The organism is Pseudomonas sp. R15(2017), assembly GCF_002112685.1.
In the GTDB taxonomy this organism is placed as follows: domain Bacteria; phylum Pseudomonadota; class Gammaproteobacteria; order Pseudomonadales; family Pseudomonadaceae; genus Aquipseudomonas; species Aquipseudomonas glycinae.
The window spans coordinates 250381-267081 of record NZ_NEII01000008.1; the positions used below are offsets into that span (position 1 = coordinate 250381).

Here is a 16701-nt window from a genome sequence, read left to right on the forward strand (position 1 = left end):
GCGCAATCCTCAGGAAGGTCAGCTGACTATAGACCCGACCGGCGGGGTGATGCCAACGAATGGACTGTCTAGACCAATGTCGGGGTATGGCCTTTGCCGCCAACAGCGCTAAACTCGGGGTGGCTGTCTTTCTTGTCCACCCTGGCTGGAATAATAAAATGAAAAATAATAATAGCCTGCTACGCCACTTACCCTGGCTGCTGCTGGCAATCGTAGGAGCGTGCGCCCTTGGCGTAGTGGCATTGCGCCGAGGCGAGGCGATCAACGCCTTGTGGATTGTGGTCGCCGCCGTGGCCATCTATCTGGTTGCGTACCGTTACTACAGTCTGTTCATCGCTAACAATGTGATGCAACTCGATCCGCGTCGGGCCACCCCCGCCGTGCTCAACAACGACGGTCTGGACTACGTTCCAACCAACAAACACATTCTCTTCGGACACCACTTCGCGGCCATCGCCGGCGCGGGGCCGCTGGTCGGTCCGGTACTGGCGGCGCAGATGGGCTATCTGCCCGGTACGCTGTGGCTGATCGCCGGCGTGGTGCTGGCGGGCGCGGTGCAGGACTTCATGGTTCTGTTCATGTCGACCCGTCGCAACGGCCGTTCCCTGGGCGACATGGTGCGTGAAGAAATGGGCCGTATCCCCGGCACCATCGCGCTGTTCGGCTGCTTCCTGATCATGATCATCATCCTCGCGGTGCTGGCGCTGATCGTGGTGAAGGCCCTGGCTGAAAGCCCATGGGGCATCTTCACCGTGATGGCGACCATCCCGATCGCGATGTTCATGGGCATCTACATGCGCTACATCCGTCCGGGCCGCATCGGCGAGATCTCGGTCGTCGGCGTGTTGCTGCTGCTGGGTTCGATCTGGCTGGGTGGGCAGATTGCCGCCGATCCGGTCTGGGCCAAGGCTTTCACCTTCACTGGCGTGCAGATTACCTGGATGCTGGTCGGTTACGGTTTCGTCGCCGCTTCGCTGCCGGTGTGGCTGATTCTGGCGCCGCGTGACTATCTCTCCACTTTCCTCAAGATCGGTACCATCGTCGCCCTGGCGATCGGCATTCTGGTGACCATGCCCGAGCTGAAAATGCCGGCACTGACTCAGTTCGTCGACGGCACCGGCCCGGTGTGGAAGGGCGGTCTGTTCCCGTTCCTGTTCATCACCATCGCTTGCGGTGCGGTATCGGGTTTCCACGCGCTGATCTCTTCCGGGACCACGCCGAAGCTGCTGGATAACGAAACCAACGCCCGTTACATCGGTTACGGCGGCATGCTGATGGAATCGTTCGTGGCCATCATGGCCATGGTCGCTGCCTCGGTGATTGAGCCAGGCGTGTACTTCGCCATGAACAGCCCGGCCGCCGTGGTCGGCGGTGATGTGGTGTCCGTGGCAACTGCGGTCAGCAACTGGGGCTTTGCAATTACCCCGGAAGCCCTGCAAGCCGTGGCGCATGACATCGGCGAAACCACCATTCTGGCCCGTGCCGGTGGTGCACCGACGCTGGCGGTCGGTATCGCGCAGATCCTGCACAGTGTCCTGCCGGGTGAAAACACCATGGCGTTCTGGTACCACTTCGCGATCCTGTTCGAAGCGCTGTTCATTCTGACCGCAGTCGATGCCGGCACCCGTGCCGGTCGCTTCATGCTGCAGGACCTGCTCGGCTCCTTCGTACCGGCACTCAAACGTACCGAATCCTGGTCCGCCAACCTGATCGCCACCGCCGGTTGTGTGGCGATGTGGGGCTGGTTGCTGTATCAGGGCGTGGTCGATCCACTGGGCGGGATCAACACCCTGTGGCCGCTGTTCGGTATCTCCAACCAGATGCTGGCCGGTATCGCGCTGATGCTCGGCACCGTGGTCCTGATCAAGATGAAGCGCCAGCGTTACATCTGGGTCACCCTGCTGCCGGCCACCTGGCTGCTGATCTGCACCACGACTGCAGGCTTCATCAAGCTGTTCGACGCCAACCCGGCGATCGGCTTCCTGTCGCTGGCCAGGAAGTACAGCGATGCATTGGCCAACGGTCAGGTGCTGGCGCCGGCGAAAAGCGTCGAGCAGATGCAGCACGTGATCTTCAACGCCTACACCAACGCTACATTGACCGCGCTGTTCCTGTTCGTGGTATTCAGCATCCTGTTCTATGCGCTCAAGGTCGGCATCGCCGCCTGGGGCAAAAAAGAGCGTACGGACAAAGAATCGCCATTCCAGGCCCTGCCGGACGCGTAACCAGAGGATTGCAGCATGTTCAATGACCTGAGTCGCCTCGGTAAATACCTCGGTCAGGCCGCGCGCCTGATGGTCGGCATGCCCGACTACGACACCTACGTCGAGCATATGCAGACCAAACACCCGGACAAACCGGTGATGAGCTACGAGATGTTCTTTCGCGAACGTCAGGAAGCCCGTTACGGTGGCAAGGGTGGGCCGAAGTGCTGTTGATCTGACAGCCTTCGGTTGATGCAGTCCCCAACTGTGGGAGCGGGCTTGCTCGCGAAAGCGGTGTGTCATTGAGCAATGATGTCGACTGACACGACCCCTTCGCGAGCAAGCCCGCTCCCACATTTGTTTTGTGTTGTTCATCAATTTTGTGAAGGGGATCGATGTTGTCTTCTCCAATACCTGTAACGGTGCTCAGCGGTTTCCTCGGCGCCGGCAAAACCACTTTGCTGCGCCATCTGTTGAAAGCCGAGCACGGCCTGAAAATCGCCGTGATCGAAAACGAATTCAGCGACGCCGGTATCGACAGCCAATTGCTGGGCGACGAGCCGGTGCAAGTCATGACCCTGGCCAACGGCTGCGTCTGCTGCACCATCCACACCGACCTGACCAAAGCCCTGTATCTGCTGCTCGAGCGGCTGGACAGCGGCGAAATCGCCTTTGATCGGCTGGTCATCGAATGCACCGGTCTGGCCGACCCGGCCCCGGTGGCGCAGACCTTTTTCATCGACGAAGAACTGCGCGAGCGTTACCTGCTCGACGGCATCATCACCCTGGTCGACGCCGCTCATGCCGAGCTGCACCTGACTCAGACTATCGCCCAGGCGCAGATCGGTTTTGCCGACCGCTTGCTGGTGAGCAAGACCGATCTGGTGGACGAGGCCGCGTTCACCGCGCTCAGCGAGCGACTGACCCGCATCAACCGCCGGGCACCGATTCGCGTGGTCGAACACGGCAACATCGATCTGGCTGAATTGCTCGATGTACGCGGTTTCAACCTGAATGCCGATCTCGGCGGCGGGGTGAGCTTGCGGCCGGTGAGCAAGGCGCCGTCCATCGACCGGATTTCCAGTCTGGTGCTGCGTACCGACCAGCCGCTGGATATCGATCAGCTCAGCGAGTTCATGAATGAATTGCTGGAAGAGCACGGTAAGCAATTGCTGCGGTACAAGGGCGTGTTGAACATCGCGGGCGAAGATCGGCGGCTGGTGTTCCAGGGCGTTCTGAAACTCTACGGCTTCGACTGGGACACCGAGTGGGCGGAAGGCGAAACGCGAGAAAGCGTGATCGTGTTTATCGCCGATGATCTGCCGGAAGAGAAGATCCGGGCGGGGTTTGCCAGGGTGGCGGCAGGCTGAAGGCTGTTCGGTGCCCGTGACGAAGTCATCGCGGGCAAGCCCGCTCCCACAGGTTAAACAGAGGGCACAATATTTTTGATCACCTCAAACCCTGTGGGAGCTGGCTTGCCAGCGATGGCGATTTAGCCAGCAACACAATGTTCGAGGGCTTCACCCAGCAACGTCTGCTCAAGATGTTCCAAATGCCGATTCATCAACATACCGGCTCTGGAAACATCTTTACGCTCCAACACCTCAACCAACGCCAGATGCTCCTGCCACGCGCAACATCTGTGCGTCTGCTTAGTGCATCGCGCAATCGCCAGCGACGTCAGCGGCACCAGGGTGCTGAGAAAGTGCGCCAACGGTGCATTCCGCGCCATTTTCGCCAACTGCAAATGGAACTCTCCGGACAGGCGAATCGTCGCCCCGCGTCGATCTTTATCAACAGCCTGGCGCTCGTATTCGATCAACGCTCGCAGGCGCTTCAAATCTTCAGCCTGCACATGCTGACAAGCCAGCCGCACCAGCGTGTTCTCGGCCAGGCGCCGGGCATGCAGGGCCTGGCGCGTCTGCTCGGGGTCCGGCGCGGCCACCCGTGGTCGGTGGTTGGCCCGCAGCACGATGATCTGTTCATGGGACAGTTGGGTCAGCACCCGACGCACATCGGCGCGGCTGACACCGAACATCTGCTTGAGACTTTCTTCGGTGAAACGGCTGGTGGCATCGATACGCTGTTCGAGGATCGCATCGAACAGGCGCGGATACAGATCGTCCACCGGCGCGTGCAGGCGGGAGAAGGGCAGGGCCGTCGAGGTCGGGCGAGGGTGCGACGGCGTGGCAAGACTGTTCATGGCCGGTCTCCAGTGTGAGGCGTTTCAGTGGCTCAGGTTGTCATCCGGGATATTCAGCTCGATGCCCATCCGCTGACCTTCACGCAGGATGTGCCGGCGCATTTCGGCGCTGGCCTGGGCGCTGTTCTTGCTGCGGATCGCGCGCACCACGGCTTCGTTTTCCTCAAGGCGTTCGGCCAGGTGCTCCGGCGAATTGCGCAGCACTTCGGCACTTTGCTTGAGGGCGTTGCTGGTCTGTTGCACCACGCTCTGGAAAATCGGGTTCGAGGTCAGGGTGAACAATTCCTCGTGGAAGGCGATGTAGGCGCTGACGCCGGCCTCACTGTCGCCCGCTTCGAGGGCTTCGCGCATGTCCATCAGGGTCAGGCGCAGTTGCCCGACTTCCTTGCTGCTGATCGACTGCGCCACCAGACCGACGATGAACGGTTCGAGGGTGTAGCGCAGTTGCAGCACGTCTTCGAGACTGGCGCCGGCTACCGCGTTTTCGTGGCTTTGGCTGTCACTGGCCTGGGCATCGAGCACTACCACGCCTTTGCCCGGCATCGAGCGCACCAGGCCGAGGGTTTCCAGCACGATCACCGCTTCGCGCAGGCTCGGGCGGCTGATGCCCAGTTGTTCGGCCAGTTCGCGCTGACCCGGCAGCATCTCCCCGGAGCGCCACTGACCACGGGCCAGCGCGTCCCGGAGTTTTTCTACCACTGAGTTGACGACGGTTGATGAAGTAATCACGTGTTCGCTCCATGAGCCGTGCCTGCATCCGCGCAGGCACGGCGCTCATTCAGAATTCTTTGGCCGCCGCTTGAGCGACGGTTTTTCTCGGCTGAAAGTTATAGCCCTGCTCGCCGTTGAGCACCTTGTTCGCCCGTTGCACATCGATGTCCTTTTCCCAGCGGGCGATGGCCACGGTGGCGACGCAGTTGCCGATCAGGTTGGTCAGCGCCCGGCCGATGCCCATGAACCAGTCCACCGCCAGCACCAGCACCAGGCCGACCACCGGAATCGCCGGGATGGCCGTCAGCGTGGCCGCCAGAATCACCAGCGCCGAACCCGGAATGCCGTGGGCGCCTTTGGAGGTAATCAGCGACACCAGCAAAATCGTCAGCAGATCGGTCATGGCCAGCGGCGTACCGGTGGCGTTGGCAATGAACACGATGGCCAGGGTCAGGTAGATCGAAAAGCCGTCGAGGTTGAACGAGTAACCGGTGGGAATCACCAGCCCGACGGTCGAGCTGCCGATGCCCAGATGTTCCAGCTTGCGCATGATCTGCGGCAGCACGGCATCGGAGGACGCAGTGCCCATGACGATCAGCAGTTCTTCACGCAGGTACTTGAGCAGCGGCCACATGCGCAGGCCGGAGAGGCGCATCACCAGACCGAGAATCAGCGCGACGAAGGCGATGCAGGTCAGGTAGAACAAGCCGACCAGACTGCCCAGGTGTTGCAGCGAATCCAGGCCATATTTGCTGGTGGTGAAGGCGATGGCGCCGAACACGCCGATCGGAGCCAGGCGCACGATCATGCCCATGATCCGGAAGATCACATGGCTCAGCTCGTTGATCAGCCGCGAGATCCCGGAAGCGGCTTCGCCCACCAGATTCAACGCGCTGCCGAACAGCACTGAGAACAACAGCACTTGCAGGATGTTGTTCTCGGCAAAGGCGCCGAGTACCGAGGTCGGGATCAGGTCCATCAGGAACTGAGTGGTGGTGTGCATGTGCTGGCCGCGTTCGGCGATGTCGCCCATGTCGGCGGCGGACAGCTGCTCCAGATGGATGTTGGCGCCGCTGCCGATCCCGGTGGTGAAGGCGAACACCAGACCGATCACCAGGGCGATGGTGGTCAGTACTTCGAAGTAGATCACCGACTTGAGGCCGATACGCCCGACTTTCTTCAAATCGCCGGCACCACTGATGCCGCTGACCACTACACAGAACACGATCAGGCCGATGAGCATCTTGATCAGTTTGATGAAGCCGTCGCCAAGCGGTTTGAGCTGGGCCGAGTATTCGGGAAGGGTCAGCCCGCAGACGATGCCGAGCATCAGTCCGAGAACCACTTGGAGGAAGATTGAGCGCGAGCACCATCTGAGCATGGGAGGAATCCTGGTCGGTGTCCTGGCTGCCGTGCGCGGGGCGCATCAGATTCAGGACTTAATTATTGTGGTCTTACCGGTATGTCCAGTGCGGGTGCAGTCTAGGCGCTGTTTTTTACGAATCGCAAGTGAAAAATGACGAATTGGCATGACCGGTCTGACCAGTTGGGCGGCAAGTCCCATTCTTGAGCGATTCAAGCGTTTGAAAAAATCCGGGCGAAAAAAAACCGGCCAATCACTTGGCCGGTTTTTCATGCTGCGGTTTTACGTCGCAATCAAGCGCCGTACACCGGCAGTTTCTTGCAGATGGCTTTGACTTTCTCACGAACAGCGTCGATCACCGCTTCGTTGTTCAGGTCAGCCAGGATGTCGCAGATCCAGCCTGCCAGCTCTTTGCACTCTGCCTCTTTGAAGCCGCGAGTGGTCACGGCCGGAGTACCGAAGCGCAGGCCGGAGGTGACGAACGGGGAGCGTGGGTCGTTTGGCACGGAGTTCTTGTTCACGGTGATGAACGCTTTGCCCAGAGCGGCGTCGGCGTCTTTACCGGAGATTTCCTGCTTGATCAGCGACAGCAGGAACAGGTGGTTTTCAGTACCGCCGGAAACCACGTCGAAACCGCGCTCGATGAACACGCCGGCCATGGCTTGGGCATTTTTCACCACTTGTTGCTGGTAAGCCTTGAACTCAGGCTGCAGTGCTTCCTTGAAGCAGATCGCCTTGGCGGCGATCACGTGCTCCAGCGGGCCACCCTGGGCGCCCGGGAATACGGCGGAGTTCAGCTTCTTCTCGATGTCGGCGTTGGCGCGAGCCAGGATCAGGCCGCCACGTGGACCGCGCAGGGTCTTGTGGGTGGTGGTGGTCACGACGTCAGCGAATGGAACCGGGTTCGGGTAGACGCCAGCGGCGACCAGACCGGCCACGTGAGCCATGTCGACGAACAGGTACGCGCCCACCTTGTCGGCGATGGCACGGAAGCGCGGGAAGTCGAGGATCTGCGAGTAGGCAGAGAAACCGGCCACGATCATTTTCGGCTTGTGCTCGACCGCCAGGCGCTCGACTTCGTCGTAGTCGATCAGGCCGTTGGCATCGATGCCGTACTGGATGGCGTTGTACAGCTTGCCGGAGGAGGAAACGCTGGCGCCGTGGGTCAGGTGACCGCCGTGAGCCAGGCTCATGCCCAGGATGGTGTCACCGGCCGACAGCAGGGCCAGGTAGACAGCGGCGTTGGCCTGGGAACCGGCGTGCGGCTGAACGTTGGCGTAATCGGCGCCGAACAGCTCTTTGGCGCGGTCGATGGCCAGCTGTTCAACAACGTCGACATACTCGCAACCGCCGTAGTAGCGCTTGCCCGGGTAGCCTTCGGCGTACTTGTTGGTCAAAACCGAGCCTTGAGCTTCCATCACCGCTGGGCTGGTGTAGTTCTCCGAAGCGATCAGCTCGATGTGTTCTTCCTGGCGCTGGGCTTCTTGCTCCATGGCGGCAAAAAGATCGGCGTCGTACTTGGCAATAGTCAAATCACGGCTGAACATGGCGGTCCTCAAGGATCGGGGGCAGAAAAGGGGGGCATTCTAACCCAACGGGTTTTGGATGGCATATGAAACGACATCATGTCGCAGACAAGTGGCGTTCATGACAGATGTGCGGTGCTTTTGCTGGCCTCATCGCTGGCAAGCCAGCTCCCACATTAATTGAGGCAAGCCCACGATTTTGTGATCGACATCAATCCTTGTGGGAGCTGGCTTGCCAGCGATGGCAGCGCCGCCGATCTTCAGTCGAACATGAACAGCGCATCATTGCTGAACTGCGCCTCGAACCGTCCCGCCGGCATCGGCCGCCCGAACAGATAACCCTGAACCTCGTCGCAGCCATGCTCGCGCAGGAAGTCCAGTTGTTCATGGGTTTCCACGCCCTCGGCGATCACCGCCAGATTCAGACTGTGAGCCATGGCGATGATCGCCCGGGCAATCTGCGCGTCCTGCTCGCCGGACGGCAGGCCGTCGACGAAGGTGCGGTCGATTTTCAGCACATCGATCGGGAATTGCTTGAGGTAGTTCAGCGACGAATAACCGGTGCCGAAGTCGTCGACCGCAATGCTCAGGCCGAGGTTTTTAAGGCCTGCAAGAATCTGCATCGCCTCGCTGACTTCACGCATCAGGATACTTTCGGTCAGCTCCAGCTCCAGGCAGGCCGGCGGCAGGCCGGTTTCCTTGAGGATGGTGGCGATCCGCGTGCCGAGCTGGCCGTCGGAGAACTGTCGGGCGGAAATGTTTACCGAGACCTTCGGCACGCGCACGCGGCTCTGGTGCCACGTTTTGAGCTGGCGACAGGCTTCGCTGATCACCCAGTCGCCGACGTCCACCACCAGCCCGAGTTCTTCAAGCACCGGAATGAAGTCCCCCGGCGGCACCAGTCCGCGACGCGGATGACGCCAGCGCAGCAGGGCTTCGGCGCCGGTCAGGCGTTTGCCGTCGCCGCTGAACTGCGGCTGGTAATACAGCACGAATTCGTTCTGCTCCAGCGCGTGGCGCAGATCGCTTTCCAGTTCCAGGCGCTCCAGCGCACTGGCGTTCATGTCGGCCTGATAGAACTGGAAGTTGTTCTTGCCGCGTTCCTTGGCGTGGTACATCGCGGTGTCGGCGTTCTTCATCAACTGGCTGAGTTCATTGCCGTCCTGCGGGCTCAGGGCGATGCCGATGCTGGCGGTGACGAAGAATTCGCGACCCTCCAGCACGAACGGCCGCACAAGGCTGGCGAGAATCTGCTCGGCCACGTGGATCGCACGGTTCAGCGCCATCTCGCGGCTGGAGCGGTGTTGCAGCAACAGGGTGAATTCGTCGCCGCCCATCCGCGCCACGGTGTCGTCATCGTCGACGCAGGCCAGCAGCCGGGTGGCCATGTCCTTGAGCATGCGGTCGCCGGCGGCGTGGCCGAGGGAGTCGTTGATCGGTTTGAAACGGTCGAGGTCGAGGAACATCAGCACCACCCACGACTTCTGCCGTTCGGCCGATTGCAACGCGGTGTGCAGACGATCCTGGAACAGCGTGCGGTTCGGCAGGTGGGTCAGGGCGTCATAGTAGGCGAGGCGGTGAATCCGCTGCTCGCTGGCCTTGCGCTCGCTGATGTCGCTGAAGAAGCACACGTAACTGGCCAGATCGCCCTCGTCATCGAGCACCGCAGTGATGCCGACCCACGCCGGGTAATGCTCGCCATTGCGGCGCTTGAGCCAGACTTCGCCTTCCCAGGTGCTGTGCTGATGCAACTGCTTGAGCACGTAGCGCAGGTGCGCGTCCTGCTGTTCGTCGACGGTCAGCATGTTCGGCAACTGGTCGAGCACTTCGCTCACCGCGTAACCGCTGACCCGGCTGAACGCCTCGTTGGCCTGGACGATGTAACCGGCCGGGTCGGTGATCAGGATCGCCGAAGTCGAGTGCTCGAATACCGTGGCCGCCATGCGCAGGTCTTTTTCGGCGCGGCGCTGCTGGCTGATGTCGCGGCCGACCCCGAGCACGCCTTCGAAGGCGCCATGTTCGTCCCACACCAGCACCAGACGCAGTTCGATCGGGATCTTGCGACCGTCGGCGCGCAGGCAGTCGAACAGGAACATCTGGGTCTGCACCTGGCTGCGCAAAGTCACCAGTTGCTCGGGTTTGCCCAGAGCTTTGCTGACCCGATCCATCAGGTGATAGATGCCGCTCAGTTGCTGCGGGTTGGCGATGGTCGATTGCCAGCCGTTCTGGAAAATCCACTCGGCGTCATAGCCCAGCACCGCTTGCACCGACGGGCTGACGTAGTTCAGCGACAGCTGGCTGTCGGTGGAGAAGATCACGTCGCTGATGCTTTCGGCGAGCATCCGGTAGCGTTGTTCGCTGTCACGCAGGGATTCGCTGGCTTCGATCTGCTCGGTGATGTCCTTGGCCACGCCGATGATCCGCGTCACCTGATCGTGCTTGTCCCGGGCCAGCGCCTGTTCACGAATGTCGAAGCGCCGCCATTTGCCGTCGCGGTGGCGGAAGCGCAGCTGGCATTGCAACAACTGGCTGTAACCGGCGTGACGCTGCATCTGCCGCGAGCGGTGGTAATAGTCGGCGTCTTCCGGGTGCAGAAGGATTTCCCAGAAGTACTCGCCCATCTGATGCAGTTCGGTGCGGTTGTAACCGAGGGTCTGGCCGAGGTGGTGGTTGCTGAAGATCATCCGCTGGCTGATCACGTCCTGCACGTACAGGTGATCCGGCACGGTGCGCACCACGTCCGACCAGAAACCTTCGCGCTCCAGCAGCGACAGTTCGATCAGTTTGCGGCTGGTGATGTCGTTGATGCTCAGGATCACGGCCTTGTAGTCGTGCTGCTCCTGCGGCAGGCGCAGCACCAGCCACAGATGCTGGTCGCGGCCATTGATGTCCGGGAGCTTGATTTCCAGTTCCAGCTGTTTCTGCTGCTGGAGTACGGCGTCGAGCACCTGATTGCCGATGGCGCACTGACTGTGCGGCTGGCCGTCGATCAACAATTGCCAGGCGTGGTCGCAGGAATTGACGTTGAGCAGTTGCAACGCAACCTGGTTGACCTCGGTAACGCGCAGTTCCTGGAGCAATTGCTGGCGCTGCGCGGGCTGGTCGAGCCAGGCCTTGAGCTGGTCGCTGGTCTGGATCTGGGCCTTTTCGAACAGCTGCTTGAGCCCCGAAAGATCCAGCACGCACAACGCCACGCCGGTGCCTTCGAAAATATCCTGATAACGCCGACGCCCTTCATGCACCTGACGCTGACGGCGGCGCATGTTGAGCAGTGCGATAAACGGCAGCAGCGAGAGCGCCAGGCCCAACAGGCATTTGCCGATGAACGCCGGCAGCAGTTGTTCGAGCACGTGCTGGCGGTCGAACAGGCCACGCAGTTGCCAGTCGCTGCTGCTCAGCGGCACGGTCAGCACGCTGTTGGCCAGATCGTCCGGGGTCAGGACGCTGGTGCTGCCGATGGGCATCGCTTCGTCGCGGCTGATGATCTGATGGTTGATGCGATTCTCTACCAGCCACAGAGGACGGATCCCGGTTTCGCCCTGTTTGGTCAGTGCTTTAAAGAAGGTGGGTGTCAGCCGCAGTGCCCAGTAACCGCGAGTGCTGCCACTGGCCTGATGCAACAGCAGATGCACCACCGAGCCGTCGTCGTCATTGCTGAAGTAATGCGCCTGAGCGCGGCTGCGGCGTACAAGATCGCTGAGGTAATCGGCGTCTTGGCTGTCAGTCGCGCTGTCGCTGAGGATTTTTCCGGAGGGGCTGAGCAGGGCCAGGCTGCGCAGGTCGGGCAGCGACTTTTGAAGTTTGCGCAGCAGCGCCTGCTGTTCGTCGGCCGACTGCGGTTGTTCGACGATCGGTAGCAGATTGAGGGCAATCTGCGCGTTCAACGCCATGTTCAGGCTGACCTGGGCGGCGAGGTCGGCGGTGTAATCGATGGTGTACTGGCGCTGGTTTTTCTGGGTTTCGCGCAGTTGATCGAGCAGTTGCCAGAACAGCAGCGCGAGCAGCAACAGCACCAATGTCGCCAGCGCGCCTTTCAATGTTCCGCGCAGGGACGAGCCGGGCGCCGGTTGGGTGCTGCTCACAGAAGCTGGCGGAGTGACATTGGACAAGCTGTAATCCTGCGGTCTGGCTGGACTGGCGCGACGTGCACTATAAGCCGGACGCCCAAGAGGCGGCTAGCATGCCTTGAGTTGTGGCGAAGTGCCAGCCCCGCTCGGCTGGACTGCCTTCCGTCATTCAGGTAGCTTTGCCGGTTACGCGGGAGCGTTCCAGCTCCTAGACTTTCCGCGCGCACGCATTGATATCTTCCAGTGAACGACGCGCACGGTCTGGCCGGGCATTGCCTGTGTCCCAATCATTCATCAGTCACTGACCCAAGGTTCTCCATGGCTCAATACGTCTTCACCATGCATCGGCTGGGCAAAGTTGTTCCGCCGAAGCGGGAAATCCTGAAAAACATTTCTCTGTCCTTCTTCCCCGGCGCCAAGATCGGCGTACTCGGCCTCAACGGTTCGGGTAAATCCACCCTGCTGAAAATCATGGCCGGCGTCGACACCGAGTTCGAAGGCGAAGCGCGCCCGATGCCGGACCTGAACATCGGTTACCTGCCGCAAGAGCCGCAGCTGGATCCGACCAAGACCGTGCGCGAAGTGGTCGAGGAAGCGGTCAGCGTGATCAAGGATGCGCAAGCGCGTCTGGACGAGGTCTACGCCGCTTACGCCGACCCGGACGCCGACTTCGACAAGCTGGCCGCCGAACAGGCCAAGCTCGAAGCGATCCTGCAGGCCAGCGACGGTCACAACCTGGAGCGCCAGCTGGAAGTCGCCGCCGATGCGCTGCGTCTGCCGGCCTGGGACGCCAGGGTCGAACACCTGTCCGGTGGTGAGAAACGTCGTGTGGCCCTGTGCCGTCTGCTGCTGTCCGCCCCGGACATGCTGCTGCTCGACGAACCGACCAACCACCTGGACGCCGACTCCGTTGCGTGGCTCGAACACTTCCTGCACGACTTCCCGGGCACTGTGGTCGCGATCACGCACGACCGTTACTTCCTGGACAACGTCGCCGGCTGGATTCTGGAACTCGACCGCGGCGCGGGCATTCCTTACGAGGGCAACTACTCGGGCTGGCTGGAAGCCAAGTCCGATCGTCTGGCCCAGGAATCCAAGCAGCAATCGGCTCACGAAAAAGCCATGAAGGAAGAGCTGGAGTGGGTGCGCAAAGGCGCCAAGGCCCGCCAGTCGAAATCCAAGGCTCGTCTGCAACGCTTCGAAGAAATGCAGTCGCAGGAATTCCAGAAGCGTTCGGAAACCAACGAGATCTACATCCCGGCCGGTCCGCGCCTGGGCGACAAGGTCATCGAATTCAAGAACGTCACCAAGGGCTACGGCGATCGCGTCCTCATCGACAACCTGTCGTTCTCCATGCCGAAGGGCGCCATCGTCGGCGTGATCGGCGGTAACGGTGCCGGTAAGTCGACCCTGTTCCGCATGCTGATGGGCAAGGAAACTCCGGACTCCGGCAGCATCGAGATCGGCGAAACCGTGCAACTGGCCTGCGTCGACCAGAGCCGCGAAGACCTGGACGGCAGCAAGACCGTGTTCCAGCAGATTTCCGACGGTTCCGACCAGATCCGCATCGGCAACTACGAGATCCCGTCGCGTACCTACGTCGGTCGTTTCAACTTCAAGGGTGGCGATCAGCAGAAGTTCGTCAAGGACCTGTCCGGTGGTGAGCGCGGTCGTCTGCACCTGGCGCTGACCCTGAAGGAGGGCGGCAACGTCCTGCTGCTCGACGAACCGTCCAACGACCTCGACGTTGAAACCCTGCGTTCCCTGGAAGAAGCCCTGCTGGACTTCCCGGGCGCCGCCATTGTGATCTCTCACGATCGGTGGTTCCTTGACCGCGTCGCGACTCACATCCTGGCGTACGAAGACGACTCGCAAGCCGTGTTCTTCGAAGGCAACTACACCGAGTACGAAGCCGATCGCAAAAAGCGCCTCGGCGAAGCAGCTGCCCAGCCACACCGGGTACGCCACAAGAAACTGGCCTGATTTCAGGTTGGTTGCATGAAACAGCGGAGCCCTCGGGCTCCGCTTTTTTTGCCTGCAATACTGCGCGGGCCTCATCGCTGGCAAGCCAGCTCCCACAATTTCTGCGGTGCTCACCCGTCCAAGGCAAGGCGCAAACTCTGTGGGAGCTGGCTTGCCAGCGATGGCGGATTAACAGTCGATGCAGGTCTGAAATTACAGCCTGTGTACTATTTTTTTTCATAAATGCGACATTTTGTTCTGTTGCTGTGTACATGTCGTTTGTTACAGTCCGGCTCAATCGCTTCCAACGACAATAAATCTGCCGAGACTTTTCCCATGATCGAATCCGTCGAATCCTTCCTTGCCCGTCTGAAAAAACGCGATCCGGATCAACCCGAATTCCACCAGGCCGTCGAAGAAGTCCTGCGCAGCCTGTGGCCGTTTCTCGAAGCCAATCCGCACTATCTGACCTCGGGGATTCTGGAGCGCATCTGCGAGCCGGAGCGGGCGGTGGTGTTCCGGGTGTCGTGGGTCGACGATCAGGGCAAGATCCAGGTCAATCGCGGTTTCCGCATCCAGATGAACAGCGCCATTGGCCCCTACAAGGGCGGTTTGCGTTTCCATCCTTCGGTGAATCTGGGCGTGTTGAAATTCCTCGCCTTCGAGCAGACCTTCAAGAATTCCCTGACCTCGCTGCCCATGGGCGGCGGCAAGGGTGGCTCGGACTTCGATCCGAAGGGCAAGAGCGACGCCGAAGTCATGCGTTTTTGCCAGGCATTCATGAGCGAGCTGTACCGCCACATCGGTGCCGACGTGGACGTGCCAGCCGGTGATATCGGTGTCGGCGCGCGGGAGATCGGTTTCCTGTTCGGCCAGTACAAACGCCTGAGCAACCAGTTCACCAGCGTGCTGACCGGCAAGGGCATGACCTACGGCGGCAGCCTGATTCGCCCCGAAGCCACCGGTTTCGGTTGCGTGTACTTCGCCGAGGAAATGCTCAAGCGCCGCGAGCAGACCGTCGAAGGCAAACGCGTGGCGATCTCCGGTTCCGGCAACGTTGCGCAGTACGCAGCCCGAAAGGTGATGGATCTGGGCGGCAAGGTGATTTCCCTGTCCGACTCCGAAGGCACGCTGTATTGCGAGGCGGGCCTGAGCGAAGAACAGTGGTTGGCGCTGCTGGAACTGAAGAACGTCAAGCGTGGGCGGATCAGCGAATTGGCGTCCGCCTTCGGCCTGGAGTTCCGCGCCGGTCAGTTGCCATGGTCGTTGCCGTGCGACATTGCGCTGCCATGCGCGACCCAGAACGAACTTGACGCGGAATCCGCCCGCACCTTGCTGCGCAACGGCTGCGTCTGCGTGGCCGAAGGCGCGAACATGCCGACCACCCTTGAGGCTGTGGATATCTTTATCGAAGCGGGCATTCTGTTCGCGCCGGGCAAGGCCTCGAATGCCGGCGGCGTAGCGGTCAGTGGGCTGGAGATGTCGCAGAACGCCATGCGCCTGCTGTGGACGGGCGGCGAGGTGGACAGCAAGCTGCACGGGATCATGCAGTCGATCCACCACGCCTGTGTGCATTACGGTGAGGAAAACGGCCGGATCAACTACGTCAAGGGCGCGAACATCGCCGGCTTCGTCAAGGTCGCCGACGCGATGCTCGCCCAAGGCGTGGTTTAAGAACGCTCTATGCGGATCACTTCAATCACTTGATCGCCGGCCGGGCGCTGCCACAGCACTTCATCGTTGAGCCGCGCGCCAAGCAGCGCACGGCCCAGCGGTGAAGCCCAGTTGATCAGCCCGTTGGCGGCATCGGCCTGATCTTCACCGACCAGTTGCACCCGGCGCTCGGTGCCGTGTTCGTCGGCGTAGGTCACCCAACTGCCGATCTGCACCTTGTCGTTCGACGTCGGGGCCGGCGCGACCTGAGCGCTGGCGACCCGTTGATTGAAATAACGCAAATCCCGTTCGAGATCGGCCAGCCGCTGCTTGTCGGCCTGTTCGCCCTTGGCGGACTGTTCGGCGTGCAGGGTTTGCAGTTCGGCGAGTTTTGCCTGCAACTGGGCAAGCCCTTGCGGCGTGACGTAGTTGGGCTGGGTGCTGACCTGCCGTTCGACCGGCTGATCGGCTTGCGCAGCGGCATTGTCTTCGTTGACGAAGGCGCGACTCATGATGGGCTCCTGTTATAGCCGTTGGGCCATGGTCGCAGGCAAAAGGTTTCGCTGGATGTCTGGAAACGACCTACTGCGAACGATAAGCCCGCGCTGCGCCCTGATCCTTCTCCTGCTGCCAGGCGCGTTCGCGTTCGTCCCAGTGTTCGTTGCGATACTGTTCGCGGTCCTTGTTTTCCAGCATCGCCTGACACTGGCGGAAGCCGTCGCTCCAGCCTTCGGCGTATTGCTTGTCCTTGAGATAACGCGGCACGTTCTTGCGAAACTCGCCGCTGATCGAGCCGGCGGCCTGGCGTCCGCTGATGCAACCGTCATCGAAACCGTCAGCGAACGCCGGTGGATAACCCTTGGCAATCAGATCTTCGTGGGTGCTCTGACAGCCACCCAGCAACAGCAACACGCCCGCAAAACACACACAGCGCCACATCACACTCTCCCGGGCCGTTAAACGGCTGATAGGGAAAGTGTAGAAGGTGATTCGTCGGGCTTTGGTGAAAGGC

12 protein-coding genes are annotated in these 16701 nt (G+C 61.0%); 5 read left to right on the forward strand and 7 right to left on the reverse strand.

The genetic code is table 11. From position 1 onward, the window contains the following. Positions 1–158: 158 nt before the first annotated feature. From CAF77_RS18080 to yjiA, 3 genes are all read left to right on the forward strand, one after another. On the forward strand, positions 159–2225 hold the full coding sequence (locus CAF77_RS18080; protein ID WP_064382116.1) for a carbon starvation CstA family protein: 2067 nt from the start codon (positions 159–161) through the stop codon (positions 2223–2225). A 15-nt stretch (positions 2226–2240) separates the two neighbouring features. Beyond that, positions 2241–2438, forward strand: coding sequence for a YbdD/YjiX family protein (locus CAF77_RS18085; RefSeq protein ID WP_003228401.1), 198 nt, complete (start codon positions 2241–2243; stop codon positions 2436–2438). A 161-nt stretch (positions 2439–2599) separates the two neighbouring features. Continuing rightward, entirely contained in the window at positions 2600–3574 is a 975-nt protein-coding gene (gene yjiA / locus CAF77_RS18090; protein ID WP_170928969.1) for a GTPase, read from the forward strand. Positions 3575–3696: 122 nt separating this feature from the next. On the opposite strand, the gene CAF77_RS18095 is transcribed toward yjiA, so the two are convergent. The 5 genes from CAF77_RS18095 to CAF77_RS18115 form a co-directional block, all read right to left on the reverse strand. Further along, complete coding sequence (locus tag CAF77_RS18095) at positions 3697–4407, reverse strand: GntR family transcriptional regulator (protein WP_064382115.1); 711 nt, start codon at positions 4405–4407, stop codon at positions 3697–3699. A 24-nt stretch (positions 4408–4431) separates the two neighbouring features. Beyond that, entirely contained in the window at positions 4432–5136 is a 705-nt protein-coding gene (locus CAF77_RS18100; protein ID WP_064382114.1) for a FadR/GntR family transcriptional regulator, read from the reverse strand. Positions 5137–5185: 49 nt separating this feature from the next. Beyond that, a complete protein-coding gene (locus CAF77_RS18105; protein WP_064382113.1) occupies positions 5186–6499 on the reverse strand; it encodes a C4-dicarboxylate transporter DctA in 1314 nt (437 codons plus the stop codon). Between the two features lie 275 nt (positions 6500–6774). Then, on the reverse strand, positions 6775–8028 hold the full coding sequence (gene glyA / locus CAF77_RS18110) for a serine hydroxymethyltransferase (RefSeq protein WP_085655048.1): 1254 nt from the start codon (positions 8026–8028) through the stop codon (positions 6775–6777). Between the two features lie 239 nt (positions 8029–8267). Continuing rightward, positions 8268–12116 (reverse strand): bifunctional diguanylate cyclase/phosphodiesterase, encoded by a 3849-nt coding sequence (locus CAF77_RS18115; RefSeq protein ID WP_064382112.1) that lies wholly within the window; start codon positions 12114–12116, stop codon positions 8268–8270. Positions 12117–12392: 276 nt separating this feature from the next. On the opposite strand from CAF77_RS18115, the gene ettA reads away from it, so the two are divergent. Then, complete coding sequence (gene ettA / locus CAF77_RS18120; RefSeq protein ID WP_011336021.1) at positions 12393–14057, forward strand: energy-dependent translational throttle protein EttA; 1665 nt, start codon at positions 12393–12395, stop codon at positions 14055–14057. A 315-nt stretch (positions 14058–14372) separates the two neighbouring features. After that, positions 14373–15710 carry an NADP-specific glutamate dehydrogenase gene (gene gdhA / locus CAF77_RS18125; RefSeq protein ID WP_064382111.1) on the forward strand — a complete coding sequence of 446 codons (1338 nt, stop codon included), beginning with the start codon at positions 14373–14375 and terminating at the stop codon, positions 15708–15710. On the opposite strand, the gene CAF77_RS18130 is transcribed toward gdhA, so the two are convergent. After that, positions 15707–16201: a GreA/GreB family elongation factor gene (locus CAF77_RS18130; protein ID WP_064382110.1), complete on the reverse strand. Its 495-nt coding sequence runs from the start codon at positions 16199–16201 to the stop codon at positions 15707–15709. The two genes, gdhA and CAF77_RS18130, sit on opposite strands and share 4 nt — an antisense overlap. 70 nt (positions 16202–16271) lie before the next feature. Beyond that, positions 16272–16628 carry a hypothetical protein gene (locus CAF77_RS18135; protein ID WP_064382109.1) on the reverse strand — a complete coding sequence of 119 codons (357 nt, stop codon included), beginning with the start codon at positions 16626–16628 and terminating at the stop codon, positions 16272–16274. Between the last annotated feature and the right edge of the window lie 73 nt (positions 16629–16701).